General features: G+C 71.8%; 23 protein-coding genes and 2 tRNA genes. 6 read left to right on the top strand and 19 right to left on the bottom strand.

What is annotated here, in order from left to right; all coding sequences use genetic code 11:
* The first annotated feature begins 36 nt into the window (after positions 1 to 36).
* Positions 37 to 4,536: an HAD-IC family P-type ATPase gene (locus tag ML5_RS00120; RefSeq protein WP_013473322.1), complete on the top strand. Its 4,500-nt coding sequence runs from the start codon at positions 37 to 39 to the stop codon at positions 4,534 to 4,536.
* Here the strand turns inward: ML5_RS00120 and ML5_RS00115 are convergent.
* Both ML5_RS00115 and ML5_RS00110 read right to left on the bottom strand, forming a co-directional pair.
* Positions 4,533 to 5,480: an L-threonylcarbamoyladenylate synthase gene (locus ML5_RS00115; protein ID WP_041784381.1), complete on the bottom strand. Its 948-nt coding sequence runs from the start codon at positions 5,478 to 5,480 to the stop codon at positions 4,533 to 4,535. The genes ML5_RS00120 and ML5_RS00115 overlap by 4 nt on opposite strands.
* A gap of 89 nt (positions 5,481 to 5,569) precedes the next feature.
* Positions 5,570 to 6,160: a helix-turn-helix domain-containing protein gene (locus ML5_RS00110; protein WP_013473320.1), complete on the bottom strand. Its 591-nt coding sequence runs from the start codon at positions 6,158 to 6,160 to the stop codon at positions 5,570 to 5,572.
* Between the two features lie 65 nt (positions 6,161 to 6,225).
* Between ML5_RS00110 and ML5_RS00105 the strand changes: the two genes are divergently transcribed.
* The gene (locus ML5_RS00105) at positions 6,226 to 6,816 is read left to right on the top strand and encodes a dienelactone hydrolase family protein (RefSeq protein WP_013473319.1); all 591 of its coding nucleotides are present in this window, start codon (positions 6,226 to 6,228) and stop codon (positions 6,814 to 6,816) included.
* Between the two features lie 3 nt (positions 6,817 to 6,819).
* Here ML5_RS00105 and ML5_RS00100 read toward each other — a convergent pair whose 3' ends face one another.
* Genes ML5_RS00100 through ML5_RS00085 form a run of 4 tightly spaced genes read right to left on the bottom strand, consistent with a single transcriptional unit; the run spans position 6,820 to position 8,799 of the window.
* Positions 6,820 to 7,509 (bottom strand): PH domain-containing protein, encoded by a 690-nt coding sequence (locus ML5_RS00100; protein WP_013473318.1) that lies wholly within the window; start codon positions 7,507 to 7,509, stop codon positions 6,820 to 6,822.
* Between the two features lie 42 nt (positions 7,510 to 7,551).
* Positions 7,552 to 8,100, bottom strand: coding sequence for a hypothetical protein (locus ML5_RS00095; RefSeq protein ID WP_013473317.1), 549 nt, complete (start codon positions 8,098 to 8,100; stop codon positions 7,552 to 7,554).
* A 10-nt stretch (positions 8,101 to 8,110) separates the two neighbouring features.
* Positions 8,111 to 8,497, bottom strand: a complete 387-nt coding sequence (locus tag ML5_RS00090) for a VOC family protein (protein ID WP_013283243.1) — start codon at positions 8,495 to 8,497, stop codon at positions 8,111 to 8,113.
* Entirely contained in the window at positions 8,494 to 8,799 is a 306-nt protein-coding gene (locus tag ML5_RS00085; protein ID WP_013283242.1) for a helix-turn-helix transcriptional regulator, read from the bottom strand. Before ML5_RS00085 ends, ML5_RS00090 begins: the two co-directional genes overlap by 4 nt.
* Before the next feature lie 51 nt (positions 8,800 to 8,850).
* Here ML5_RS00085 and ML5_RS00080 point away from each other — a divergent pair, with 51 nt between their 5' ends.
* Both ML5_RS00080 and ML5_RS00075 read left to right on the top strand, forming a co-directional pair.
* The gene (locus ML5_RS00080) at positions 8,851 to 9,417 is read left to right on the top strand and encodes an AAA family ATPase (protein WP_013473316.1); all 567 of its coding nucleotides are present in this window, start codon (positions 8,851 to 8,853) and stop codon (positions 9,415 to 9,417) included.
* Positions 9,418 to 9,539: 122 nt separating this feature from the next.
* Entirely contained in the window at positions 9,540 to 10,571 is a 1,032-nt protein-coding gene (locus ML5_RS00075) for a DMT family transporter (protein WP_013473315.1), read from the top strand.
* Positions 10,572 to 10,823: 252 nt separating this feature from the next.
* Here ML5_RS00075 and ML5_RS00070 read toward each other — a convergent pair.
* From ML5_RS00070 to gyrB, 6 genes are all read right to left on the bottom strand, one after another.
* Positions 10,824 to 10,899, bottom strand: a tRNA-Ala gene (locus ML5_RS00070).
* Between the two features lie 10 nt (positions 10,900 to 10,909).
* Positions 10,910 to 11,038, bottom strand: a complete 129-nt coding sequence (locus tag ML5_RS32645) for a DLW-39 family protein (protein WP_013283222.1) — start codon at positions 11,036 to 11,038, stop codon at positions 10,910 to 10,912.
* 43 nt (positions 11,039 to 11,081) lie between these two features.
* Positions 11,082 to 11,155: transfer RNA gene (locus ML5_RS00065), tRNA-Ile, on the bottom strand.
* 144 nt (positions 11,156 to 11,299) lie between these two features.
* On the bottom strand, positions 11,300 to 12,226 hold the full coding sequence (locus ML5_RS00060) for a DUF3566 domain-containing protein (protein ID WP_013283221.1): 927 nt from the start codon (positions 12,224 to 12,226) through the stop codon (positions 11,300 to 11,302).
* 3 nt (positions 12,227 to 12,229) lie between these two features.
* Positions 12,230 to 14,749, bottom strand: a complete 2,520-nt coding sequence (gyrA, locus tag ML5_RS00055; protein ID WP_013473314.1) for a DNA gyrase subunit A — start codon at positions 14,747 to 14,749, stop codon at positions 12,230 to 12,232.
* 130 nt (positions 14,750 to 14,879) lie between these two features.
* Positions 14,880 to 16,826, bottom strand: coding sequence for a DNA topoisomerase (ATP-hydrolyzing) subunit B (gene gyrB / locus ML5_RS00050; protein WP_013283219.1), 1,947 nt, complete (start codon positions 16,824 to 16,826; stop codon positions 14,880 to 14,882).
* A gap of 547 nt (positions 16,827 to 17,373) precedes the next feature.
* Here gyrB and ML5_RS00045 point away from each other — a divergent pair.
* A complete protein-coding gene (locus ML5_RS00045) occupies positions 17,374 to 17,928 on the top strand; it encodes a hypothetical protein (protein WP_013283218.1) in 555 nt (184 codons plus the stop codon).
* Here ML5_RS00045 and ML5_RS00040 read toward each other — a convergent pair.
* The gene (locus ML5_RS00040) at positions 17,913 to 18,401 is read right to left on the bottom strand and encodes a MarR family winged helix-turn-helix transcriptional regulator (RefSeq protein ID WP_013283217.1); all 489 of its coding nucleotides are present in this window, start codon (positions 18,399 to 18,401) and stop codon (positions 17,913 to 17,915) included. The two genes, ML5_RS00045 and ML5_RS00040, sit on opposite strands and share 16 nt — an antisense overlap.
* An 81-nt stretch (positions 18,402 to 18,482) precedes the next feature.
* Between ML5_RS00040 and ML5_RS00035 the strand changes: the two genes are divergently transcribed.
* Positions 18,483 to 18,722 (top strand): hypothetical protein, encoded by a 240-nt coding sequence (locus ML5_RS00035; RefSeq protein WP_013283216.1) that lies wholly within the window; start codon positions 18,483 to 18,485, stop codon positions 18,720 to 18,722.
* Here ML5_RS00035 and ML5_RS00030 read toward each other — a convergent pair.
* From ML5_RS00030 to dnaA, 6 genes are all read right to left on the bottom strand, one after another.
* Positions 18,713 to 19,318, bottom strand: a complete 606-nt coding sequence (locus ML5_RS00030; protein ID WP_013283215.1) for a DUF721 domain-containing protein — start codon at positions 19,316 to 19,318, stop codon at positions 18,713 to 18,715. The genes ML5_RS00035 and ML5_RS00030 overlap by 10 nt on opposite strands.
* A complete protein-coding gene (recF, locus tag ML5_RS00025; protein ID WP_013473313.1) occupies positions 19,311 to 20,441 on the bottom strand; it encodes a DNA replication/repair protein RecF in 1,131 nt (376 codons plus the stop codon). Before recF ends, ML5_RS00030 begins: the two co-directional genes overlap by 8 nt.
* 16 nt (positions 20,442 to 20,457) lie before the next feature.
* On the bottom strand, positions 20,458 to 21,330 hold the full coding sequence (gnd, locus tag ML5_RS00020; protein WP_013473312.1) for a phosphogluconate dehydrogenase (NAD(+)-dependent, decarboxylating): 873 nt from the start codon (positions 21,328 to 21,330) through the stop codon (positions 20,458 to 20,460).
* Between the two features lie 40 nt (positions 21,331 to 21,370).
* Positions 21,371 to 22,504, bottom strand: a complete 1,134-nt coding sequence (gene dnaN / locus ML5_RS00015; RefSeq protein ID WP_013283212.1) for a DNA polymerase III subunit beta — start codon at positions 22,502 to 22,504, stop codon at positions 21,371 to 21,373.
* A gap of 212 nt (positions 22,505 to 22,716) precedes the next feature.
* On the bottom strand, positions 22,717 to 22,989 hold the full coding sequence (locus tag ML5_RS31875) for a hypothetical protein (protein WP_143766917.1): 273 nt from the start codon (positions 22,987 to 22,989) through the stop codon (positions 22,717 to 22,719).
* Between the two features lie 571 nt (positions 22,990 to 23,560).
* Positions 23,561 to 25,390, bottom strand: coding sequence for a chromosomal replication initiator protein DnaA (gene dnaA / locus ML5_RS00010; RefSeq protein WP_013473311.1), 1,830 nt, complete (start codon positions 25,388 to 25,390; stop codon positions 23,561 to 23,563).
* Positions 25,391 to 25,703: the final 313 nt, after the last annotated feature.

Below are 25,703 nucleotides of genomic sequence, written 5' to 3'. Positions count from 1 at the left end.
CGACACCTTCAACCGACTGCCCGGCCGTACGACTCGATGACCTCGCTGGGACGGTTCGCCGGCCTCCTGCTGTCGCCGACGGTCGTACCGGAGACCGCCGCGCGTGTCGCGCGTACCGTCGGTTCGGCCCTGCCCACTGATGCCGTGCCGGCCCGGGTCAGCGAGGTGGCGGGCAGCGTCGGTACGGCGGCGGCCCGGCTGGCCCGCCTCACCGGGCTGACCAGCCGCCGCGTGTGGTCGCAGGACGGCCGCCACCACATCGAGGTGCACGGCGTCTGCCAGGACGGCGGCGACCGGCTGGCCCGTCAGGTCGAGGCGGCGCTGGAGTCGATGCCGGGTGTCGCCTGGGCGCGGGTGAACGCGCCGTCGGGCCGGGTGGTGGTGGCGACCGGGGATCCGGCGCCGAAGCTGCGCGACCTGATCGCCACGGTGGCGCGCGTGGAGCAGACCTGCCCGTACGAGCCGGACCCGGAGATCGAACCGCCGCAGCCGCCCGAGGACGGCCCGCGTACCGCGCGGACGTTCGGCGCGCTGCTGTCCGACGTGCTCGGGTTGAGCATCTCCGCTGCCACCCGTGTCCTGCCGCTCACTCCCATTCCCGCCGAGGTGGCCGGTCTGCTCGGCGCGGTCGACCTGCACCCGAAGCTGCACGCGCTGGCCGGTCTGGGCATCCGCGCCGACCCGCGCGCCGAGGTGCTGTTCCCGCTGGCCGAGGCGGTGGTGCAGGGTCTCACCGGCGGCTGGGCGGGCATCGTGCTGGACGGCGCGCAGCGGGTCGTGCAGTGGGGTGAGGGCGCCGCTCAACTGAACGCGTGGCGGCGGGCCGAGCCGCACCTGACCGGTGACCCGGAGCGGGCTGTGGCCCGGGTGCCCGACGGCGAGCGGCCCTGCCCGGTGCCGGACGGGCAGCCCGAGCGGTACGCCAAGCGGGTGCTTCCGGCCGGCGCGGTCGCCGGGGCGGCGGCGCTGCCGGTGCTGGGGCCGAAGCGCGCAGCCGCGCTGGCGCTGTCCTCGCTGCCGAAGGCGCCCGGCTCCGGCCGGGAGGGGTACGGCGCCCAGCTCGGCCGGATGCTCGCCCGGCGCGGCGTGATCGCGATGGACCGCAGTGTGCTGCGTGAGCTGGACCGGATCGACACGGTGGTGCTCGACGCGGCGGTGCTCGGTTCGGACCGGGGCGTCCTGGCCGATCTCGCGCCGCTGGCCGACGCCGACACCGGGCAGGTCGCCGCGCGCGCGTTCGCGTTGTTCGACCCGGCCGAGCCGGACGCGGTTCGCGCCGCCGAGGGCTGGCGGATCGGCCCGCTGGACCGCCTCGGCGCCGACGATCCCGGCGACACCCCGGACAGCGCCCGGCTGCGCGCCGACGGTGGACGGCTGCTCGGGCTGGCGGAGAACGGCCGGCTCGCCGCCGTACTGCGGGTCGAGCCGGAGCCCGCGCCGGGCGTGGACGCGCTGGCGTCGGCCGCACGGCAGGCGGGCCTGCGGCTCGTGGTCGGCGGCGCGGACGACGGCCGGTACGACTTCGCGGACCTGCTCGTACCCGGTGGTGCCCGGCTCGCCGACGCGGTGCACGACCTGCAACGCGAGGGCGCCGTGGTGATGGTGGTCTCCGGTGAGCGGTCGGCGCTCGCCGCCTCGGACTGCGGCCTCGGCGTGTACGGCCCGGACGACCTGCCGCCGTGGGGCGCGCACCTGCTGGTCGGTGACGACCTGCGGGTACCGGCCCTGCTCGTCGACGCCGTCGGGGTGGCCCGCCGGATGACCGAGCAGAACGTCCGGATCTCGATGGCCGGCAGCGGGCTCGGCGCGCTCGCCGCGTTCACCGCCGACCGGCGGCGGCTGCCCCGCCCGACGCTCGCCGCGGTGAACGGCGCGGCGGCGCTCGCGTTCGCGCACGGCGTGTTCCGGGCACACCGGCTGCCGGACCGGACCGGCGCACCGATGCCCGCGCTCACCGCCTGGCACCTGATGCCGGCGCAGACCGTCCTGGACCAGCTCGCCACCGACCCGTCCGGGCTTGCCGAGGACGAGGCGGCCCGTCGCCGGCGCGTCGAGGTCGGCGACGAGCACGGCCCGGCCGGGCTGCTCCGCGCGTTCGTGGAGGAGCTGTCCAACCCGCTCACCCCGGTGCTGGCCGCCGGTGCGGTGCTCTCCGCCGCGTTCGGCTCACTCGTCGACGCGGCCCTGGTGGGTGGCGTGGTGGGCGGGTCCGCTCTGGTCGGCGCGGTGCACCAGCGCAACACCGAACGATCGCTTGCCGAGCTGCTGTCCCGATCGGCGGTCACCGCCCGGGTGCTGCGCGACGGCGCCGAGCGGGTGGTGCCCGCCGAGGAACTGGTCCGCGGCGACGTGATCACGGTCAGCTCCGGGGACGCCGTACCGGCCGACTGCCGGGTGCTGACGAGCGACGGGCTGGAGGCGGACGAGTCGTCACTGACCGGCGAGTCGCTGCCGGTGGCGAAGAGTCCGGAACCGGTGGTGGCGGCGGCCATCGCCGAACGGCACTCGATGCTGTTCGAGGGCACCACTGTGGCCGCCGGGCACGGCACCGCAGTGGTGGTGGCCACCGGTGCGGAGACCGAGGCCGGGCGGAGCCTCGCCATGGCCCGGCAGGCCCCTCCCGCCAGTGGCGTGGAGGCGCGGCTCGGCAGGCTGACCAGCAGCGCCGTACCCCTTGCGGCCGCCTCGGCGATCGCTGTCGCAGGCGCAGGGCTGCTTCGGGGCGTACCCCTCGCCGAAACGGCGGCGACCGCCGCGAACCTGGCCGTCGCGTCGGTGCCGGAGGGGTTGCCGTTCCTGGTCAGCGCCGCGCAGCTGGCGGCGGCGCGGCGGCTGGCCGAGCACGGCGCCCTGGTCCGCAACCCCCGGACCATCGAGGCGCTGGGCCGGGTCGACGTGCTCTGCTTCGACAAGACCGGCACGCTCACCGAGGGGAAGTTGCTGCTGGCGGGGGTGGGTACCGGTGACGGCCGGTACGGCGTGCTGGACGAACTCGACGAGCCGCTCCGGTCGACGCTGGCCGCCGCGGTGCGGGCCACCCCTGCTGCGGCGGATCCGGACGAGTTGCCGCAGCAGACCGACCGGGCGGTACGCCACGGCGCGGACGCCGCCGGGGTGACCGAGCAGACCGGCGCGGCGGAGTGGACCGCCACGGCCGGAATGCCGTTCGAGCCGTCCCGGGGCTACAGCGCCACCGTCGGCCGGGCCGCCGACGGGCTGCTGCTGAGCGTGAAGGGCGCCCCCGAGTCGGTGCTGCCGCGCTGCGCGTCCCGGCGCACCGCCGAGGGTGACCGGCCGCTTGATGCGGCCGGACGCGAGGAGGTGCAGGCCATGCTGGCCGGGCGGGCCGGTGCCGGGCATCGCATCCTCGCCGTGGCCGAGTGCCAGGTCTCCATCGAGCAGGTGAGCGACGAGCAGGTCGACGGGCTGGTCTTCGTGGGTTTCCTGACGCTCGCCGACGGGGTGCGGGAGAGCGCCCGGCCGGCGGTGGCCCGGATCCGGGCGGCGGGCGTGCACACCGTCATGATCACCGGTGACCACCCGGCCACGGCCGAGGCGATCGCCGCCAAGATCAGCCCGGACGACGGCGGGCAGCGCGTGGTCACCGCCACCGACCTGGACCGGCTGGACGATGCCGCGCTCGCCGAGCGCCTGATGGCCACCGACGTGGTGGCGCGTTGCACGCCCGCCCACAAGGTACGGATCATCCAGGCGTTGCAGCGCCAGGACCGGACTGTCGCGATGACCGGTGACGGTGCCAACGACGCGCCCGCGATCCGGCTCGCCGACGTCGGCATCGCGCTCGGCCAGCGCGGCACTCCCGCCGCCCGCGCGGCGGCCGACCTGGTGGTCACCGACGACCGGCTGGAGACGATCATCGCCACGCTCGTCGAGGGACGGGCCATGTGGTCGTCGGTGCGGCACGCGCTGAGCATCCTGGTCGGCGGCAACCTCGGCGAGATCGCGTTCAGCGTGCTGACCGCCGCCGCGACCGGCCGGTCCGCGCTGACCGGCCGGCAACTCCTGCTGGTCAACCTGCTCACCGACCTGGCACCCGCACTCGCCATCGCGGTCCGCCCGCCCGCCGACGACAGCGCCGACCATCTGCTGCGGGAAGGGCCGGACTCGTCGCTCGGCGTCACCATGACCCGGGAGATCGGGCTGCGCGCGGCGTCGACCACGCTGGGCGCGACCGCCGGCTGGACCATCGCCAGGTGGACCGGCACCCAGCGGCGTGCCAGCACCGTCGCGCTCGCCTCGCTGATCGGCACCCAGCTCGGCCAGACCGTGCTGGCCGGCGGCACCAGCCCCAGCGTGCTCGCCGCCACCGCCGCGTCGGTCGGCGTGCTCGTGGCTGTGGTGCAGACGCCGGGCGTCAGCCAGTTCTTCGGCTGCACCCCGCTCGGCCCGGTGGGCTGGACCATCGCCACCGGGTCGGCGCTCGGCGCGACGTTCGCCAACGGTGCGCTGACCAAGCTGGTCGACCGCCTGCCGCAGCCGGGTTCGCATCGGCGACCCGACGCCGACCAGTCCTAGCGCCAGGTGGCGGCGGCCCGGCGCAGCCGGTCGTTTATCGCGCGGCCCACGCCGGTCTCCGGCACCGGCTCGGCGACGATCTCGGTCACCCCGGCCGCGTCGAGCCGGTGCAGCGCGTCGAACAGGCGCGCCGCCGCCGCCGTCACGTCGCCGTCGGGCGACAGGACCTCCACCGCCGCCCAGTCGCCGTCCGCCGGTGGCTCCCGGAAGGCCAGGAAGCCCCGCCGGCCGCCGCCGGGCTCGGCCGCCGCGCCCAACCGCAACGGGGTACGCGGGGCGTAGTGCGCGGCGAGCGTCCCGGGCGCGACCGGCTGGCCGGAGCTGCCCTGGCGCACCTCGACCGGGCCGACCGCCTCGACGAGCGCCTCGACCGGCAGCGCGCCCAGCCGCAGCACCACCGGCCGCTCACCGCGCGCGTCCACGATCGTCGACTCGATCCCGCACCGGGTGGGCCCGCCGTCGAGCACCACGTCCACCGCGCCGCCCAGCCCGGCCACCACGTGCTCGGCCCGGGTGGGGCTGAGCTGGCCGAACCGGTTCGCGCTCGGCGCCGCCACCGGCACTCCGGCGGCGGCGATCAGCGCCCGCGCCGACGACTCGTCCGGTACGCGTACCGCCATGGTGTCCAGACCGGAGGTGACGATCGGCGGGATGATCTCCGGACGGTCCACGATCAGGGTGAGCGGGCCGGGCCAGAACCGCTTCGCCAGCTCGGCCACCGCCGCGGGCACCTCGCCCACCAGCGCGGCCAGGTCGGCGGCGTCGGCCAGGTGGCTGATCAGCGGGTCGAAGCTGGGCCGCGCCTTCGCCTCGAAGATCCGCGCCGCGGCCCGGGCGTCGAGCGCGTTGGCGCCCAGCCCGTAAACCGTCTCGGTGGGAAAGGCGACCAGCCCGCCGGCACGCAGGACGGCGGCTGCCTCGTCGATGCCGCGCTCGGCCGGCAGGACGCGCGGGGATCCGATGCTCACGCTTCCGACGCTAGTCTGCCCGGTTCGCCGTCCCGGCAAGACCCTGCCGTCACGTGGTGGGGCCGTCAGTCGCGTGGGTCGGTGGCGGGTTCCGTGTCGGGGAGCGTGGGCGCGTCGGTGGGGTAGAGGCCGGCGGCGAAGCCGTACACCTGGTCCCCGGCGCGGGGGATCTGCGCGAACCGCCGGGCCAGCGCCTGCACCTCCGCCCAGAACTCGCGGACGTCCTCGATCGGGATGCGCGCGTGCACGAGCGTGCACCGCAACTCGTCGGCGGCGTGCGCGGCCGCCGATTCGGCTGCCGCCTCGGCGAGCCCGTTGATCCGGGACACCACCTGCTTGTCCTCGGCCCGGCTGAGCGCGCCGACGTAGTAGGTGCGGGCCACCCGCCCGTAGAACCGCTCCTCGATGGCGCGTACCCGGCGGGTCCGCACCACGCGCAGCAGACCGGCGTCGACCAGTTGGTTCACGTGGTACGCCACGCTGCTCTTCGGCCGGTCGACGGCGCGGGCCATCTCGTTGACAGTGGCGGCGCGCTCCAGGAGCAGTTCGAGCAGCGTGCTCCGCAGCGGGTCGGCGAGCGCACGCAACTGCTCCGGAGCGGTGACCACGAGCAGGTCGTCGAGGTCGTAGTCCGGGATTCGCTCATTGACCGACATTTCTCGACCGTTCTAAGATTCTGGTTCGTTCGACAACTCTGGTCTGACAACTCAGGAGTGTAGTGATGGCCGAGATCGTGCTCTTCCACCACATTCAAGGGCTCACGGACGGCGTCCGCGCGCTCGCCGGCTCCCTCCGGTCCGGTGGCCACACCGTCCACGTCCCCGACCTCTTCGACGGCGAACGGCCGGCCACCATCTCCGACGGCGCCGCGCTGATCAAGCGGATCGGCGGCGACGTCCTCGACCAGCGCGCCGACGCGCTCGTCGCCGGCCTGCCCGCCGGCCTCGTCTACGCGGGCGTCTCCTGGGGCGCCGCCATCGCCCAGCGGCTCGCCCAGACCCGGGCCGGCGCCCGGGCCGCCCTGCTCTACGAGGCCTGCCTGCCGGTGACCGGCGAGTGGGCGATCGGCCCCTGGCCCGACGGGGTGGCGGTGCAGGTGCACGGCATGGAGCGCGACCCGTTCTTCGGGCTCGAAGGGGACGTCGACGCCGCGCGCGAGCTGGTGTCGATCGTCGGTCCCGAGCGCGGCGAGCTGTACGTCTACCCCGGCGACCGGCACCTGTTCACCGACAGTTCGCTGCCCTCGTACGACGCCGAGGCCACAGCGCTGGTGGTGAGCCGCAGCCGCGAGCTGCTCGACCGGCTCGGCTGACGCCTACTCGTCACCGCGCAGCCGCGCCAACGCGGCCGCGTACTCGGCATCGGTCAGCACCCCGCGCTCGTGCTGCCTGGTCAGCGCATGGATGTCGCGCCGCTGCGCGGCGCTCGGAGCGAGCCGCCGGATCTGCCCCGGCGGGTCCGGACGGTCGGTGCGGACCGGATCCGGCGCCGGGCTCGCCGCCGCGCGCTGCTCCGGGGGCCGGGCGTTGCGATGGCACTCCCGCAGGTTCACGAGGATCTCGTCGTAGTGCTCCGGCCAGGTGACCAGCCGGGTCAGCTCCAGGCGGAACGGCCGGACGACGGCGCCGGACTGGATCGGCGTCTGCACCGGCTCGCCGTCGATCCGCTCGATGACGATCGCGTCGCGTCCCACGTCCAGGCCCACGATCGAACCCGTACCGCTGTGTATCTCCGCAACCGACGCCCACGGCACTGTGGTCGTGCGGAGCAGCGAGCGCGAGCGTACGCCGACAGGGCTCACCCAGACGCCGAGCATCGCGCGGCGGACCGCGACAGCGAGGCCGGCGGCGTTCCACACGCCGAGGAACACCGCATCCCGTCCCGGCATCCTGCCGCTTCTGACCTCGAACACGAGGAGCACGAAGAAGCCGACCGCCAGCACCGCCACGACCATGAAGCCGGAGGTGGTCAGGTCCAGCGAGTACGGGCGCCGCCACACCGTCATGCGGCCAGAGTGACCGATCGTGTCCAGCGGTTCCGCGCGGAGTCAACGACCTCTCGCCAACTCCACGACCTCGGCGAGGCTCACGACCCGGTCGCACTCGTCGTCGGTCAACGTGTTGACGAGTGCCTTGGCGGCCTGGGCCTGGGGAGTCGTGGGCAGGGCGCCGGCCAGCAGGTCCGGCAGGACCAGCTCGTAGCCGACCCGCGCCCGGGGTGAGTAGCGGTGGCGGCTGCGGGTCACCGCCGTGGCCACGCGCAGCGCGTGCTCGTTGCCGGGCGGCACGTGCGGGCGGTCGCGCTCCCGGGCGCCGAACCGCATCCGGTGGCGGAACTCGCACGTCTCGCACGTCGCCGGTCCGGCGGTCAGCCGTGCCCCGCAGTCGGGACAGGTCAGCCGGTCCACCGCGCCGTCCACGGTCCGCCAGTCGTACGCCCCGGGGTCGTCGACGACGAGCCAGGCCAGCTCGCTCTCCTCGGGCGAGCCCGGCGCCACGTCCAGCTCACCGCGCAGCCGCGCCCAGGCGTCCCGGATCTCGTCCTCCAGGCACGCCACCGCGACCGCCAGCGCCGGGCTACGCCACGGTCCGGCCACTGTCGACCCGCTACCGGTACTGTGCGATCTGGATCAGGTTGCCACAGGTGTCGTCGAACACCGCCGTGGTCACCGGGCCCATGTCGACCGGCTCCTGGGTGAACAGCACGCCGAGGCCCCGCAGCCGGTCGTGCTCGGCGGCCACGTCGTCCACCGCGAACTGCGTCAGCGGTATCCCGTCGCCCGCGAGCGCCTCCTTGAACGCCTTGGCGGCCGGGTGCGCGTCGGGTTCCAGCAGCAGCTCCACGCCGTCCGGGGCGTCCGGCGAGACCACAGTCAGCCACCGGTACTCCCCGGTCGGCACGTCTGTCTTCTTCACGAAGCCCAGCACCTCGGTGTAGAAGCGCAGTGCCTTGTCCTGGTCGTCGACGTACACGCTGGTGAGGTTGATTCTCATGGATTCTCCTGGGTGGGTGCGTCGGACCTGAGCCATCGCTCGGTGATGGACCGCAGCGGCCGGGTGTCGAGGTGGTGGAACTTGTAGCGGCCCTGCCGCCGCGTGACGATCAGGCCGGCGGCCTCCAGGACGTCGAGGTGCTGGGAGATCGCCTGCCGGGACGAGCCGACCTGGTGCTTGGTGGCCAGCCGGCCGCAGATCTCGAACAGGGTCTGACCGTCGCGCTCGGTCAGCTCGTCGAGGATCAGGCGGCGGGTGGGATCGGCCAGCGCCTGGTACAGATCGCCCACGTCACCCACCATAGGCAAGTGTCGGCTTGCCTATCAAGAGGCTTTCTGCCAACGGAGGACGTCATGCCCGGATTCATCCTCACCGGCGCTCCCGGCTCCGGTAAGACCGCGATCCTGCGCCACCTGGAGGTCGACGGCCATCCCGTCGTGGAGGAGGCGGCGACCGACGTGATCGCGCTGCACCAGGCGCTCGGCCGGCCCGAACCGTGGCGGGAGCCGGACTTCGCCGAGCGGGTGCTGGCTCTTCAGCGGAGGCGTCGGCGCCGAGCCGAAGCGCACGCCGGGGAGATCGTCTTCCACGACCGCTCACCCGTCTGCACGCTCGCGCTGTGCCGCCACCTGGGGTCGACGCCGCCGTCCGCCCTGCTGGACGAGGTCGAGCGCCTGACGACGGAACGCCGCCACTACGAGCGGACCGTCTTCTTCGTACGGAATCAGGGCTTCGTCGAGGCGACCGCCGCCCGCCGGATCAGCTTCGAGGAGTCGCTCGTCTTCGAGCGCGTCCACGAACTGACGTACCGCGACGCGGGATTCGACCTCGTCGAGGTGCCCGCGGGACCGCTCGCGACGCGGGTGGCCGCGATAAAGCAGGCGGTCGATCGTCTGCGCGCCGCTAGGGTGCGGACATGACGTTCCGCGTTGTCTCGCCGCCACCGGTCACCCGGTAACGACGCCGTTCACCGAACCCGGCTTTCGATCCAGAGCCCGGGTGCGTTCGCGGTGCCCGGGCGGCGACGACAACGGAGAATCCCGTGCGCAGAAATCTGCCCCCGACCGTGGGGCGAGGAACCCTGTACATCCTCCTGGCGGCAATCGCCTGGGGCACCGGCGGCGCCGCGGCGGCCGTCCTCTACGACACCAGCGGGTTGGGCCCCGTCGCCGTCTCCTTCTGGCGGTTCGCGGGCGGCGTCCTGCTGCTCGCCGCCGGACACCTGACACGTCGGCGACCATCCTCGCGTATCCGGGTCGTCAGCACCCGGCCGCGCCACAGGTGGCGGCAGGTCGTGACGACAGGCGTAGGGCTCGCCGTCTACCAGACGGCGTACTTCGCCGCAGTGGGGTACGCCGGTCTGGCCGTCGCCACCATGGTCACCCTGGGCGCCGGGCCGGTCCTCATCGCCCTCGGTTCACGCCTGGCCCTCGGCGAGCGACTCGGCCGATCCGGCGGAGTCACAGTCGTGACAGCACTCGTCGGCCTGGTCCTGCTGCTGGGCGGTGGTAGCGCCGGCAGCGCCCCGGCTCCGCTGCTGGGGTTGGCCTGCGCGCTGCTGTCCGCGGCCGGGTACGCAGCCGTCACCCTGCTCAACCGGAAGCTCGGCCGAGACGGCGGCTGGCACACTCCGCTACTGGGCGGATTCGCCGTCGGAATGATCTGCCTGCTTCCCCTGGCCCTGCTCGAAGGGATCCTGCCCACCGCCGGTGACATCCGTCAGACAGTGGGCCTGCTCGCCTTCCTCGCCGTGGGGCCCACCGCCGTGGCGTACACCCTGTTCTTCGCCGGGTTGGCCTCGGTCCGGGCGACCACCGCGTCGGTCATCGCGCTCGTGGAGCCGGTGACGGCGGCGCTCATCGCGGTGCTCCTGCTCGACGAACGGCTCACAGTGACCGCCGTTCTCGGGTCGATCGTGCTGCTCGCCGCGGTGGTCACGCTGATGCTCGGCGAACCCGGGCCGGCGCCGTCGTCGACTGCGGCGCTCAGGGACCGTGACGCCGACATGCGGAACCGCCGCCGGCCTCGACGAGCGAGGGCCGGCGGCGGTGTGGCGACGCGCCGTCCGGGGTGACGGATCAGCCGGCGAGCTGGCGCCGCACCGAGTCGGTGTCCATCAGGTACGACATGAACTTGAACTTGACGTACTGCTGCACGAGCTAGGGCATCACGTGCTCCAACACCGCAGCCGGAAGGTCGGCCGGGTGCAACGCCGATCAGATCATGAACGGTTCGCCGAGGCTTTCGTTGATCGATGGAAGCCGACTGCCGAGGCGGCACGCGACACAACTGCATCGACAGCCGCTGATGATCCGGCGAAATGATGTGGTGGAGCCCAGGGGACTCGAACCCCTAACCCCTGCCTTGCAAAGGCAGTGCTCTGCCAGTTGAGCTAGGGCCCCGTGACGGCGTTCAGCGCAGGTCCGGCGCCGTGGTCGCCTCGTGCCACAGGGCGCGCTCGTCGTTCGAGGCCTTGACCTTCTTGGCCACGACGGCGGCCACACCGACGATGCCGGCCAGGATCAGGAGCTTCTTGAACATGTGCTTGACCCCTCGCGCTCGACTGTCGTCGGACGATGTGCGGTGGGGCTAGCTGGAATCGAACCAGCGACCTCAGAGTTATCAGCTCTGCGCTCTAACCGACTGAGCTATAGCCCCGCGTAGCGACGAGCTAGGTTAACCCATCGCCTCCACCGCGCCCAAATCGGGGGTCTGTGGTGGGAAGCACCCGCGCCACCTCGAACCTACCCGGACGCACGACGCCGGGGCGACCGCTTTACGCGGTGCCCCGGCGCCGGTCGATCAGTCCCGCTCGGCGAGCGTCAGCTCGATCCCGCCGACCAGGTCGGCGCAGACGTTGTAGACGAACGCGCTGAGCGTGGCCAGCGCGGTGAACAGCACGACGTTCACCAGGCCGATCAGCGCCGACGTCAGGATCACGCCCTTGGCGGTGATCCGGAAGCCGCCGCCACCCTGGCCGCCGCCGGCGTTCACCAGGTCGGTGAGGCTGTCGTTGACGCTCTTGAACACACCCATGGCGTCCAGCGCCAGGTAGAGCACCGACGTCGCCACGACGACCACGATGAAGAGCACCACTGACACCGCGAAGGCGAACTTCATCACCGACCACGGGTCGATCCGCTTCAGGTTCAGCCGGGCCCGTCGCGGTCCGCGCGACGCGGCCGAGCTGACCGAGGTACGCGCGGCGCGTACCGCCTCACCCACGCGCGCGGCGCCGACGGCGGCCGCGCCGCTGATGCCCGGCGGCAGGCCGCCGCCGTTGGCGGGCCGGGCCTGGGCGCTCGCGGCGCCGCTCGGGCGCGAGCCGTCGGGCGACGTCTTCGGGGCGGTGCCCAGGCCGGCACCGATCCGCGGCTGCGTGCCGGTCGTCCCGGTGGAGGCCCGGCCGGCGGCCGACGGGGTCTTGATCGGCTGGGTGCTCGTGGCGTTCGCGGGCTTGGCGGCCGGAGCGGCCAGACCGTCGGCCGACGTCGGCGCGTCGACCTTGGTCTCGGCCGAGTCCCGGGAACCGGAGTCCTCGGCCGGCTTGTCCGGAGGCGGGGCCATGCCGGGAGCCCGGGTGAACTTCGGGGCAGGCGCGTCGGCGGGAACCGTGGCCCGGCCCACAGCCGCGCGGCCGGTCGCTGGTGTGCCGCCCTGCGCGGCCTCCTCCTCGACCGGAGTGGCCGAGGTCCCCTTGTTCCCCGACTTCGCCTGTGTCTCCGTCATCAACTAGTCCTGTTCGTCAGGCTCGTCGGCATTGCGAGCAATCGCCACGATAGTCACGCCGTCCGGGAGGTCCATCAGCTTGACCCCCATTGTGTTCCGGTCACGCGTACGGCGTACAGGCTTCACCGGAGTCCGGATGACGCCGCCGTTGCTCGTGATGGCGAACAGCTCGTCCTCCGGATCGATCACGACCGCGCCGACCAGGCCACCGCGTCGCTCGGTGATCTTCGCGGTCAGCACGCCCTTACCTCCCCGGCCCTGGACCGGGTATTCCTCGATCGGGGTACGTTTCGCGTAACCCCCGTTCGTCGCGACCAGAACGTCCAGACCCTCTCGCACCACCTCGACGGCGAGCAACTCGTCCTCGCCGCTGAAGCGCATGCCGATCACACCGGAGGTGGCCCGGCCCATCGGACGCAGCGCCTCGTCGGTGGCGTTGAAGCGGATCGCCTGGGCGTTCTTCGACACGAGCAGCAGGTCGTCCTCCGGAGCGACCAGTACCGCACCGACCAGCTCGTCCTCATCGCGCAGGTTGATCGCGATGATGCCGCCGGAACGGTTGGAGTCGAACTCCTCGAGCCGCGTCTTCTTCACCAGGCCGTTCTTCGTGGCCAGTACCAGGTAGGGGGCCACCTGGTAGTTCGGGATTTCAATGATCTGCGCGATCTGCTCGTCGGGCTGGAACGCGAGCAGGTTGGCCACGTGCTGGCCCTTGGCCACCCTACTGGCCTCGGGAAGCTCGTACGCCTTCGCCCGGTAGACCCGACCCTTGTTCGTGAAGAACAGGATCCAGTCGTGGGTAGAGCATACGAAGAAGTGGCTGACGATGTCGTCCTGGCGGAGCGTCGCCCCGCTGACGCCCTTCCCGCCACGCCGCTGCGACCGGTAGAGATCGACCTTGGTCCGCTTCGCGTACCCGGTGCGGGTGATCGTCACCACCACGTCCTCGCGGGCGATGAGGTCCTCCATCGAGACCTCGCCGTCGAACGGGACGATCTTCGTACGCCGGTCGTCGCCCCACTTCGCGACGATCTCGCCCAGCTCCTCCGAGACGATCCGCCGCTGCCGCTCCGGCTTGGCCAGGATGTCCTTCAGGTCGGCGATCTCCACTTCGAGCTTCGCCAGGTCGTCCAGGATCCGCTGCCGCTCCAGGGCGGCCAGCCGGCGCAGCTGCATGTCCAGGATCGCGGTCGCCTGGACCTCGTCGATGTCCAGCAGCCGGATCAGACCCTGCCGTGCGTCCTCCACAGTGGGCGAGCGCCGGATCAGGGCGATCACCTCGTCCAGCGCGTCCAGCGCCTTGGACAGACCGCGCAGGATGTGCGCCCGCTCCTCGGCCTTGCGCAGCCGGAACGCGGTCCGCCGCCGGATCACCTCGATCTGGTGCTCGACGTAGTAGCGGATGAACTGGGCCAGGTTCAGCGTGCGCGGCACGCCGTCGACGAGCGCCAGCATGTTGGCGCCGAAAGTCTCCTGGAGCTGGGTGTGCTTGTAGAGGTTGTTCAGCACCACCTTGGCGACCGCGTCGCGCTTGAGCACGAGCACGATCCGCATGCCGGTACGCCCGGAGGACTCGTCGCGGATGTCGGCGATGCCGGCGAGCTTGCCCTCCTTGATCAGCTCGGCGATGCGCTCGGCGAGGTTGTCCGGGTTGACCTGGTACGGCAGCTCGCTGACCACGAGCGCCGGCCGGCCCCGCTTGTCCTCCTCGACCTCGACCACGGCGCGCATGCGGATCGAGCCGCGCCCGGTCCGGTACGCGTCCTGGATGCCCGCCTGACCGACGATCAGGCCGTGGGTCGGGAAGTCCGGGCCCTTGACGATCTCCAGGAGAGCTTCCAGCGTGGTGGCCTCGTCGGCCTCCGGGTGCTCCAGGCACCACTGCACGGCCGCGCCGATCTCGCGCAGGTTGTGCGGCGGGATCTTGGTGGCCATGCCGACCGCGATGCCCTCGGAGCCGTTGATCAGCAGGTTCGGGATACGCGACGGCAGGATGGTGGGCTCCTTGGCCCGGCCGTCGTAGTTGTCCTGGAGGTCGACGGTATCCTCGTCGATGTCCCGCAGCATCTCCATCGCCAGCGGGTCGAGCTTGCATTCCGTGTAGCGCATGGCGGCAGCCGGATCGTTTCCGGGCGAGCCGAAGTTGCCGTTGCCGTCGACCAGCGGGTAGCGCAGCGACCACGGCTGCGCCATCCGGACCAGCGCGTCGTAGATGGCCGAGTCGCCGTGCGGGTGGAACTGGCCCATCACGTCGCCGACGACGCGGGAGCACTTCACGTACCCGCGGTCCGGCCGGTAGCCGGAGTCGAACATGGCGTAGAGGATCTTGCGGTGGACCGGCTTGAGCCCGTCCCGGACGTCCGGCAGGGCCCGCCCGACGATGACGCTCATCGCGTAGTCGAGGTACGAGCGCTGCATCTCGACCTCGAGGCCGACCGGCTCGATCCGGTCGTGCTGGACGACCGCCGCCAGTGGTTCCGGGGTCTCCGGCTCGTTCGGGGTGGACTCGGGAGTATCGGTCACTGTTAACCCTTATCAGACTCAGAGTCGTGGTCTCGCTGTGGATAACGGCTGTGGAAAGCGGCCAGACTGTGGATAACTCTGTGGATCGCCGGGCCGGCCGGTGGATCGCCGGCCGACCCGGGCGCGTCCGTCAGATGTCCAGGAACCGCACGTCCTTGGCGTTGCGCTGGATGAACGACCGGCGAGCCTCGACGTCCTCACCCATCAGGACGCTGAACAGCTCGTCCGCGGTGGCGGCGTCGTCGAGCGTGACCTGGCGCAGCGTACGCGTGGCCGGGTTCATCGTGGTCTCCCACAGCTCGGGGTAGTTCATCTCGCCGAGACCCTTGAACCGCTGGATGTCGTCCGGGCGGGCGTTGGGCTTCTTCTGCTGGCGCAGTGCGATCAGCCCGTCGCGTTCCCGGTCCGAGTACGCGTACTGGGCGTCGTCGCCCTTCTTGTTCCACTTGATCTTGTAGAGCGGCGGGGCGGCCAGGTAGACGTGCCCCAGCTCGACCAGCGGCCGCATGAACCGGAACAGCAGCGTGAGCAGCAGCGTCTGGATGTGCTGGCCGTCGACGTCGGCGTCGGCCATCAGCACGATCTTGTGGTAGCGCAGCTTCTCGATGTCGAAGTCGTCGTGGATGCCGGTGCCGAGCGCGGTGATCAGCGCCTGCACCTCGTTGTTCTTCAGCACCCGGTCGATCCGGGCCTTCTCCACGTTGAGGATCTTGCCGCGGATCGGCAGGATCGCCTGCGTACGCGGGTCGCGGCCCTGCTTGGCCGAACCGCCGGCCGAGTCGCCCTCGACGATGAAGACCTCGGACTCGCGCGGGTCGGTGGACTGGCAGTCGGCCAGCTTGCCGGGCATCGAGCCGGACTCCAGCAGCGACTTGCGCCGGGCGAGCTTGCGCGCCTGCTGGGCGGCGATCCGGGCCCGGGCCGCCTGGGAGGCCTTCTGGATGATGATCTTCGCCTCGGCCGGGTTGCGGTCGAACCAGTCGACGAGCGACTCGTTGCAGACCCGCTGCACGAAGCCCTTGACCGGGGTGTTGCCCAGCTTGGTCTTGGTCTGACCCTCGAACTGCGGGTCGGTGAGCTTGACCGAGATGATCGCGGCCAGGCCCTCGCGGATGTCCTCACCGGAGAGGCGCTCGTCGCCCTTGAGCAGCTTCTTCTCGGCGCCGTAGCGGTTGACGACGCTCGTCAGCGCGGCCCGGAAGCCCTCTTCGTGGGTGCCGCCCTCGTGGGTGTTGATGTTGTTGGCGAAGGTGTAGACCGACTCGCCGTACGACTCGTTCCACTGCATGGCGATCTCGACCGACATGCCCGTCTCCTCGGCGCCGAACTCGACCACCGTCTTGTGGATCGGGCTCTTGGAGGCGTTGAGGTGCCGGACGAAGTCGGCGATGCCGCCCTCGTAGTGGAAGGTGACCTCGCGGGTCTTGCCGTCCTCGTCCTCCGGCACCCGCTCGTCGAGCAGGTGGATGGTGAGACCCCGGGTGAGGAAGGCCATCTCCTGGAGGCGCCGGTAGATCGTGTGGAAGTCGAAGTCGACGGTCTCGAAGACGTCCGGGTCGGGCCAGAAGGAGACAGCCGAACCGGTGCGGTCGGTCGCCTCGCCCTTCTCCAGCGGCGTCGGCTTGGAGTGGTGGTACTGCTGACGCCAGACGAAGCCGTCCTTGTGGATCTCCACGGCCATCCTGGTGGACAGCGCGTTCACCACGGAGACGCCGACGCCGTGCAGGCCGCCGGAGACGGCGTACGCCTTGCCGTCGAACTTGCCGCCCGCGTGCAGCACGGTCAGGGCGACCTCGACACCCGGCTTCTTCAGCTTGGGGTGCAGGTCGACCGGGAAGCCACGGCCGTTGTCGGTCACCCGGACACCGCCGTCGGCCAGCAGCACCACGTCGATGGTGTCGCAGTGCCCGGCCAGCGCCTCGTCCACCGCGTTGTCGACGACCTCCCACACCAGGTGGTGCAGACCGCGCTCGCCGGTGGACCCGATGTACATACCGGGCCGCTTCCGGACCGCTTCCAGGCCTTCGAGAACGGTGATGGACTCGGCACCGTACTTCTTGTTGTCCTCCGCTGCCACGCTCGGCCACTTTCTCGCACCGGCCGCGCGTGGGCGCGGGGCGCGGGTTCGGCGGACAGGACGCGACGTCGGCGCGCATGGACCGCCCCTGGGATCGCCAGGCTCGGATCATGTACGCCGGGCGCCGCGGTTGCCCGCGGATCGCGATCGGCTCGGACCCGATGCGGGACTATGATCGAGGGCTCATGCGGGCCCCTGTCCGTCGCTCCGTCTCGGGTCTTTCGTCTCGCCCTCAATCTTACTGTGCGGAGCCGACCAAACCGCCACTCGGCACCCTCTCCGAGGCGGCTGAGAATGCCGTAGCCGGACGAACCGCGTTGCCCACGACTCCCCCTACACGCCATTGGGGCGGTACCGCGCCACCGGCCACCGTGAGCCACGACGGTCATCCGACCGGTGATCGGCGGCTGCCCCGACCGGGGGTCGCGGCCGGGCCCGGCGTGCCGTAGCTTTTGCGGCGCCGCCGTTGCGGTCTTGATCTTTTGCGCCCGGAACCGGGACGATCGTCGGAGATGGTCCGAAAACGCTTGGTGAGAGGTGACGCCAGATGGGGCTGGACAACGTCGCGGTGCACTGGCCGCGGACCGGCCGCTTCTACGATCCGGTCGCGCCGGCTGAGTTCGTGGACTTCGGCGAGATCGTGGACATGCCCCGGATCTCCGCGCCGACCGCGGCGCTCGCCGAGCTGATCGCGAAGACCGGCACGGTACGCGCGACCGCGTACACGGAATTGGTCGATTTGATCCTCGGGCTGGAGAATGTGCTCTACGCCACGGAGAACGCGGTCGAGGACGAGGACCCGGTGATCGACCCGGACGGCTGCTCCTGGATCGCCGAGGGCGTGGAGAAGTTCGTCGCACGGCACCGGCCGTACGGCGAGCCGGTCACGTTCGAGTCGGTGAGCGAGGTGCTGCGCGCGCTGCTCGGCGACGGGCGGCTGGCCGAGCAGCAGCTCCGCTGGCTCGACAGCCGGCTCGACCGGCTGCGGGACGAGAGCGGCGATCCGCCGCAGTGGAACTTCACCTGCGCCGAGCTGAGCGTGCTGGCGGCCTTCTACCGGCGCTGCGCGGAGCGGGGCTTCGCGGTCTACGCCGACGCCTGACCGGGCGCCGCAGCGCCCGAAGAAGACGTGGCCTGGTTGGCGGCCGCGATCACCTCGGTCAGCGCCGTGTGCAGGTGCCGCAGGTCGGCCAGCGGCAGGCCGAGGCGCTGCACGATGGCCGGCGGGATCCGCTCGGCCTGCGCCCGCAGCGCCTGCCCCTCGGCGGTGAGCGAGACGGCCAGGCTGCGCTCGTCGGCGGCGTCGCGTTCCCGCCGGATGTAGCCGGCCGCCTCCAGCCGCTTGAGGAGCGGTGACAGCGTGCCCGGGTCGAGCTGGAGCAGCCGGCTCAGATCCCGGCCGGACAGCGGCGCGTGCTGCCAGAGCGCCAGCATCACCAGGTATTGCGGATGAGTGAGCCCCATCGGCTCCAGCAGCGGCCGGTAGACAGCGACGACGCTCCGGGCGGCGACTGAGAGCGCGAAGCAGACCTGCTGCTCCAGCGCCAGGGGGTCCTCCTCGATGCCGTCGGTCACCCGCGTCCTCCTCGTCGTCGTTGCGATCGTAGCAATGATTGGTGTACCAATGGTTTGCACACAAACAGAGAGGGCGGCGGGATGAGCGACGACGAGCAGGTGGGCGACGCCTCCGGCAAGGGTGGCCGCCTGTTGGGCTGGGTGTTCCGCAACCTCGCCGGCCCGTCCCAGGTGCAGGGCGCGGTGCAGGGCGGCTCGAAGCTGGCCCGCGACGCGTGGAAGGAAGACCTGGAACGCCGCAAGCAGTGGAGCCGCGAGCAGCGCGAACTCAAGCGCGCCCGGCGAGAGGCGCGGCGTTCGGGCGGTGTCGGTCAGCCGTAGGTGTCGCGGGGGCCGCGCCCGCGTACCCGTCGGGGACCGCGCGACCACGACGGCGCCGCCGGCCCGTGGATGTGCAGCTTGCGCACCACGTTGTGGCCCACCTCGCGGGCGATCTGCTGCAACAGCGAGCCCGCCAGCAGGCGCAGCTGGGTCGCCCAGGCCGTCGAACGCGCCTCCACGGTCAGCTCGCCGTCCTCCAGCTTGACCGGGCGACTGTGCTGCGCGACCTCCGGGCCGACCACCTTCTCCCACGCGCCGAACACGGTCGCCTCGGCGGCCGGCTGCTGCCAGCCGCGCGCCTTCATCAGCTTGTCCAGCACCGCGCCGAGCGGCTGCGGGTCGCGCGGGTCCGGCCCCGGGCCGGAGTAGCCGCGCAGCCGCTTCTCGCCGTCGCCGCGGACCGCGCCGCGCCGTCGCGGGGCCGCCGCCTGCCGCCGGGCCTTCGCCGCGTCGAGCACCGCCCGCGCCAGTTCCGGCCCGGCCGTGCCCTCCGGCAGCTTCGCGGCCGGCTCACCGTCCGCGGGCTTCCCCGGGGTACGCGCGTCGCGTCCCGGCCCGAGGCGCGCGGGCGGGAGCTGCACCTCGTCATCAGGCACGTCGCACCGTCCCCTCGCCCACCGCGTACCGGGTGCCGCGCAGCGTCGCCGGCACGTCGTCGTCCACCGCGCAGGTGACCAGGAGCTGGCTCGCGCCGCCGACCAGCTCGGCCAGCCGCTCCCGCCGGCCGGTGTCCAGCTCGGCGAAGACGTCGTCGAGCACCAGCACCGGCTCGATCCCGTCGGCGCGCAGCAGGTCGTAACCGGCCAGCCGCAACGCCAGCGCGTACGACCAGGACTCGCCGTGGCTCGCGTACCCCTTGGCGGGCAGCGGGCCGAGCGTCAGCGCCAGGTCGTCGCGGTGCGGGCCGACGAGCGTGGTGCCGCGCTCGATCTCGGCGGCGCGGTTCGCGGTGAGCGCGGCGGCGAGCGCCTCCGCCAGCGCCGCGCGGTCGGCGCCGGGTTCGGGCAGCTCGACCGAGGGCCGGTACGCGATGCCCGCCGCGCCGCGGCCGGCCGCCACCGCGTCGTACGCCTTCGCCACGTGCGGGGTCAGCGCGGCCACCAGCTCCAGGCGGCCGGCGAGCAGGTCCGCGCCGTGCTGCGCCAGATGCGCGTCCCACACGGCCAGCGTCGACAGGTCACCGCCGCGTGTGCCGCCGGTCTTCCGAGCGAGGTACGACGTACGCAGCAGCGCGTTGCGTTGCTTGACCACGCGTTCGTAGTCGGCGCGGACACCGGCATAGCGGGGCTGGCGGGTGACCAGCAGGTCGTCCAGGTAGCGGCGGCGTTCAGCCGGGTCGCCGCGGACCAGTTCCAGGTCCTCCGGCGCGAACAGCACCAGGCGCAGCGCGCCGAGCACGTCCCGGGCGCGGCGGGCCGGGGACCGGCCGAGCCGGGCCCGGTTGGCCTTGCCCGGGACGATCTCCAGCTCGACCAGCAGCTCCCGGCCCTCGTGCACCACGGCGCAACGGATCACCGCCGAGGCGGCGCCCATCCGCACCAGCGGGGCGTCGGTGGCGACCCGGTGCGAATCCAGGGTCGCCACGTAGCCGAGCGCCTCGACCAGGTTGGTCTTGCCGACGCCGTTGGCGCCGACGAGCACGTTCGGACCCGGCTCCAGGTCGACGCCGACGCGCTCGTACGAGCGGAAGTCGACCAGTTCGAGCCGGCGGACGTACACAGCCTGTGGATACCGGTCAGCGCTTGTGGACGGCGTGGCCGCCGAACTGCTGGCGCAGCGCGGCGACGGCCTTCATCGCGGGCGAGTCGTCCTGCCGGGAGGCGAACCGGGCGAAGAGCGACGCGGTGATGACGTTGAGCGGTACGGCGAGCCGGACCGCCTCGTCCACGGTCCAGCGGCCCTCGCCGGTGTCCTCGGTGTAGCCGCTCAGCTCGGCCAGTTCCGGGTCCTCGTCGAGTGCCCGGTCCAGCAGGTCGAGCAGCCAGGAGCGCACCACGGTGCCCTCGCGCCACGACTTGAACACGCCGGGGACGTTCGTCACCAGCTCCGAGGCCGCAAGCAGCTCGTAGCCCTCGGCGTAGGCGTGCATCAGGCCGTACTCGATGCCGTTGTGCACCATCTTGGCGTAGTGGCCGGCGCCGACCGGGCCGGCGTGCACGAAGCCGAACTCGCCCTCGGGCTTGAGCGACTCGAAGATCGGCATGAGCCGCTCGACGTGCTCCTGCGCCCCGCCGACCATCAGCGCGTACCCGTTCTGCCGGCCCCAGACGCCGCCGGAGACGCCGACGTCGATGTAGCCGATGCCCTGCTCGTTCAGCCGCTCGGCGCGCGGGGCGTCGTCGCTGAACCGGGAGTTGCCGCCGTCGATGATGATGTCACCCTCGCCGAGCACATCGGCGAGCTCGTCGATGGTGGCGTCGGTGACGCCGGCGGGAACCATGACCCACACCGCGCGGGGCGACTGGAGCTTCTCGGCAAGCTCGGCCAGGCTCGCGGCGTCGCTGATCTCCGGGTTGTGGTCGTAGCCGACCACCTCGTGCCCGGCGGCGCGCAACCGCTCCCGCATGTTGCCGCCCATGCGGCCGAGTCCTACCAGGCCGAGCTGCATCTGCTCCTACCTCCGTACGTCAGGGTCGTGCTGCCTGCGATCAGCGGGACACGCGGATCGGCATGATGAGGTACCGGTACCCCGGGATGACCTCGCCATCCTCGCCTGCCGGGGAGATGACCGCGGGCTTGAACGCGTCGACGAACCGGAGCAGGGCGTGCTGCGCGCCCAGGTTGGCCAGGCCGTCGATGAGGTACTGCGGGTTGAACCCGATGGTCAGCGGCTCGCCGCTGAAGGTGGCCTCCATGGCCTCGCTGGCCCGGGCCTCCTCGGTGCCGCCCGCCTCGACCACGAGACCGTCGGCGCTGAAGCTGAGCAGCACCGGGGTGGTGCGCTCGGCGACCAGCGCGACGCGCTTGACCACCTCGATGAGCGCGGCGACGGCGACGCGGGCCTCGGCGTTGTGGTCGGCCGGGAACAGCGAGCGCACCGGCGGGTAGTTGGCGCCGTCGAGCAGGCGGCTGGTGGTCCGGCGGGTGCCACCGGAGAAACCGATCATGCCCTCACCGGCGCCGCCGGAGGACAGCGCCATGGTGACGTGGCCACCGAGCGGGCCGAGCGCCTTCGCGGTGTCGTGCAGCGTACGGGCCGGCACCAGCGCGTTGAGGCTGATCTCCGGGTCGTCCGGGTTCCACTCCATCTCGCGCAGCGCGAGGCGGTAGCGGTCGGTCGCCAGCATGGCCATCGTGCTGCCGCTCAGCTCGATCCGTACGCCGGTCATCATCGGCAGCGTCTCGTCGCGGCCCGCGGCGACAGCCACCTGGGCCACGGCGGAGGCGAAGGCGGCGGCGTCGACGGTGCCCGCGCTCTCCGGCATCTCCGGCAGCGTCGGGTAGTCCTCCACCGGCATGGTGGGCAGCGTGAACCGGGCGCTGCCGCAGACCAGTTCGAGGTGGGCGCCGACGGCGGCGATGTCCACCGGCTTGGCCGGCAGGGCCTTGGTGATCTCGGCGAGCAGGCGGCCGGAGACCAGGGCGGCGCCGTCCGCGTCACCCTGCACCTCGACCGTCACCTGGCTGGAGACCTCGTAGTCGAAGCCGGAGACCTGCAGGTTGCCGTCGGTGACGCGGAGCATCACCCCGGCCAGCACCGGCACGGAGGGTCGGTTGGGCAGGCTCTTGGCGGTCCACGCGACCGCCTCGGCGAGCGCGTCGCGCTCCACTCGGAACTTCATCAATGCCTCCGCGTCGACGTCAGCGACAACTCTCTCATGCCGACCGCTGCCACCCGTCCCGCCCGACCGTGCGGGTACCCATCGCACCTTAAGGCGCTGGGGCATCGGCTGTGCGCCCGACCCCGTGGATCCAGGTGCCCCGGGCGACTGCCGACGGCAGTGCTCCGGCCCGATCCACAGGAAGTCCAACGGTGATGATTGGTTTTTGTTGTTTAGAAGAGATAACTCATCGTCTTCATCGCACCTGTGCAAACTGTGGAGAACCGGCGTCCGCGCAGGTCAGACACGTTATCCACCGGTGGTTTGGCTGTGGAGAACCAGGGGTAAAACTCGTGTTCCGGTCCACAGCCCTCGCCGGCCGCCGGGTTTTCCACGGCTGTCCACCGGTTGTCCACCGGTAATCCACCGGTTTTCTCCCCAGCGCTGTGGACAACGCCGACAGGGTCGAGAGCCGTCATCCCCAGAACCTTCAACAGCTCGCCCACAGGCAGACCGTCGTCTGGGGATGACGGTTGCGTTGTCCCCAGGCATCCACAGCGTCGTCCCCAGGAGTTGTCCACAGTCTGTGGGTAACCGGCCGAGTGCAAAGCGTGGTTGTCCACTGCCTGTGACACAGGGCCTGTGGACAACGGGTACGAGCTGTGGACGAGCACACGACAGATCCTGGGCCCTCCACCCGGTCGAGGGTCAACCGATCCCCGCTGTCGGCTACTTGCCACCCGCCCGAGCCCGCCGCGTCGGCGCCGAATTGGTCACTAGGTCACCCCACCCCTCCCGCGACTCCGCCCGCCCCGCCCAGCCCTGCGCGGGTTGATCATGAAGTTGGCGGCATCTGGCGTCCGGTTTGTCGCCGCTAACCTCATGATCGACGCGAACGGTCGGCCGGTGAGGGCGGGGACCGTGGCTGCGTTCAGGTCACGCGTGAGGTGTGACGCTCAGCTCTGGCGAGATCTTGGTAGGAGACGGCCCCTATGAGGGCGCCAAGCTTTCAAGATCTGCGGGGACGTCCGCGGCGGGAGCGGTGAGGGAAATGAGGCAGCGCGAGGAGAGAGACGGTCAGGTGTTCTGCTTGATGCGGTTCGTCAGCTCGGCGATCTGGTTGTAGAGCGAGCGCCGCTCCGCCATCTGCTGGCGGATCTTGCGGTCCGCGTGCATCACCGTCGTGTGGTCCCGGCCGCCGAACGCCTGCCCGATCCGGGGCAGCGACAGGTCGGTCAGCTCGCGGCACAGGTACATGGCCACCTGACGCGCGTTCACCAGCACCCGGGAGCGGGAGTGGCCGCGCAGGTCCTCCAGGCTCACGCCGAAGTAGTCGGCCGTGGACACCATGATCTGGTCCGCGGTGATCTCCGGGCCGGCGCCGTCCGGGATGAAGTCCCGCAGCACCTCCTCGGCCAGCGACAGCTCGACCGAGGATCGGGTGAGGCTGGCGAAGGCAGTGACCCGGATCAGCGCCCCCTCCAGTTCGCGGATCGAGTTCGACACCCGGGACGCGATGAACTCCAGCACGTCCGGCGGGGCGAACAGCCGCTCCTGGGCCGCCTTCTTCTGCAGGATCGCGATCCGCGTCTCGAGGTCCGGCGGCTGGATGTCGGCGAGCAGGCCCCACTCGAACCGCGTACGCAGCCGGTCCTCCAGCGTCGCCAGCTGCTTCGGCGAGCGGTCGGACGTGATCACGATCTGCTTGTTGGCGTTGTGCAGGGTGTTGAAGGTGTGGAAGAACTCCTCCTGCGTCCGCTCCCGGTTCTCCAGGAACTGGATGTCGTCGATCAGGAGGATGTCCACGTCCCGGTAGCGGCGCTGGAACGCGCTCGTCTTGTCGTCGCGCAGCGAGTTGATGAAGTCGTTCGTGAACTCCTCGGTCGAGACGTACCGGACCGAGCGCGCGTTGCCGAGCGTCGTGGCGTAGTGCCCGATGGCGTGCAGCAGGTGGGTCTTGCCCAGCCCTGAGCTGCCGTAGATGAACAGCGGGTTGTACGCCTTCGCCGGCGACTCGGCCACCGCCACGCTCGCGGCGTGCGCGAACCGGTTGGACGAGCCGATGACGAACGTCTCGAACATGTACTTCGGGTTGAGCCGGTTGCCGCCGCTCTCCGTACCGCCGGGGAGCCTGCGATCGGCCTGGCCGCCGCCCGGACGGTGGTGGTCGGCGCCACCCCGGCCGGGGCCGTTGTCGGTGGCGCCGTCGCGTGGCAGGCCGCGCATCGGCGCGGGGTCGGCGGGCGGGCTCTCCCGGTATCGGGGCTCGTATCCGCCGGCGTCGGGCACGGGCGGCTCGATGCGGGTGCGCTCGTCGAAGGCGCGGCGCTCGGGAGCGGTGCGTACCGGCTCGGCGAACGCAGCGCTGAAGAGCGTGTCCTGCGCGTCCCGGCCGGCCGGAATGAGGTGCGGGCGGCCGCCGCCGTCGGCGGTCCGCTGGCGCGGCGCCGGCTCGTCGAGCGGCTGCTCCGGGCGCGGTTCGGCGTACCCGGCCTCGGTGTATCCGGGTTCCGGGCGCGGCGACGGGAAGGCGGACGCGGGCGGGCCGGGCTGGTCGAAGCCGGGCAGCGGGGCGGCGGCGTCGTGCTCGGGCAGCGGCTCCGGGCCGCTGCGGTAGACAGTGCCGGCCGGGCGGGCGCCCGGGTCGTCGGCGACCCGCACGGTGACGGCCACCTGGATCGGCCGGCCGAGCCGGCGGCTCAACGCCTCGGTGATGGCCGGGCGGAGCCGGGACTCGATCACGTCCCGGGTGAAGGCGTCCGGCACGGAGAGCAGCGCCGTGTCCTCGACGATCGCCCGCAGCCGGGTGAGCCGGAGGTACGCCCGTTGCTGCGCGGAGATGATCTCGTCGGCGAGTTCGTCGGTGGTCGCCGTCCACACCGCGGCAAGGTCGGTCGCTCCGGTCACCGTCGTGCCACCCCCTCGCCTGCTCCTTCTCACGCCCGCCCGGACGGCTGACCGGTCGTCATCCACAAGTTATCCACAGCCTGTGTACCGACCGATTGTGGCCGCCCACCGGACGCGGGTCGGACCTGCCCCCCTCGATCCAGGGAGGCGTTGAAGCGGGTTCACCGTGCCGAACGATTCAACAGCGTGTCCGGTCTTGCCGATCGGCGACAAACCCCGGACCCCCGACGCCGACCGCAATCGCGCACGCTAACAGCGCGGACCCCACAGCATCAACCGGCGACACCCTGACGACCTTGGCAACATCAGTGAA

This window comes from Micromonospora sp. L5 (assembly GCF_000177655.2).
GTDB lineage: Bacteria > Actinomycetota > Actinomycetes > Mycobacteriales > Micromonosporaceae > Micromonospora > Micromonospora aurantiaca.
Note: the sequence above shows the minus strand (reverse complement) of the source record. Positions and strands in the feature narration are given on the sequence as shown.

What these genes read in the sequence shown, in the direction of transcription:
- ML5_RS00035 (WP_013283216.1), top strand. Translation starts at nt 18,483, where the DNA reads ATGAGCGACGACGAGCAGGTGGGCGACGCCTCCGGCAAGGGTGGCCGC.
- ML5_RS00045 (WP_013283218.1), top strand. Translation starts at nt 17,374, where the DNA reads ATGGGGCTGGACAACGTCGCGGTGCACTGGCCGCGGACCGGCCGCTTC.
- ML5_RS00110 (WP_013473320.1), bottom strand. Translation starts at nt 6,160, where the DNA reads ATGTCGGTCAATGAGCGAATCCCGGACTACGACCTCGACGACCTGCTC.
- ML5_RS00085 (WP_013283242.1), bottom strand. Translation starts at nt 8,799, where the DNA reads ATGGTGGGTGACGTGGGCGATCTGTACCAGGCGCTGGCCGATCCCACC.
- gnd (WP_013473312.1), bottom strand. Translation starts at nt 21,330, where the DNA reads ATGCAGCTCGGCCTGGTAGGACTCGGCCGCATGGGCGGCAACATGCGG.
- ML5_RS00060 (WP_013283221.1), bottom strand. Translation starts at nt 12,226, where the DNA reads ATGACGGAGACACAGGCGAAGTCGGGGAACAAGGGGACCTCGGCCACT.
- ML5_RS00105 (WP_013473319.1), top strand. Translation starts at nt 6,226, where the DNA reads ATGGCCGAGATCGTGCTCTTCCACCACATTCAAGGGCTCACGGACGGC.
- ML5_RS00080 (WP_013473316.1), top strand. Translation starts at nt 8,851, where the DNA reads ATGCCCGGATTCATCCTCACCGGCGCTCCCGGCTCCGGTAAGACCGCG.
- ML5_RS32645 (WP_013283222.1), bottom strand. Translation starts at nt 11,038, where the DNA reads ATGTTCAAGAAGCTCCTGATCCTGGCCGGCATCGTCGGTGTGGCCGCC.
- ML5_RS00120 (WP_013473322.1), top strand. Translation starts at nt 37, where the DNA reads ATGACCTCGCTGGGACGGTTCGCCGGCCTCCTGCTGTCGCCGACGGTC.
- dnaN (WP_013283212.1), bottom strand. Translation starts at nt 22,504, where the DNA reads ATGAAGTTCCGAGTGGAGCGCGACGCGCTCGCCGAGGCGGTCGCGTGG.
- ML5_RS00090 (WP_013283243.1), bottom strand. Translation starts at nt 8,497, where the DNA reads ATGAGAATCAACCTCACCAGCGTGTACGTCGACGACCAGGACAAGGCA.
- ML5_RS00100 (WP_013473318.1), bottom strand. Translation starts at nt 7,509, where the DNA reads ATGACGGTGTGGCGGCGCCCGTACTCGCTGGACCTGACCACCTCCGGC.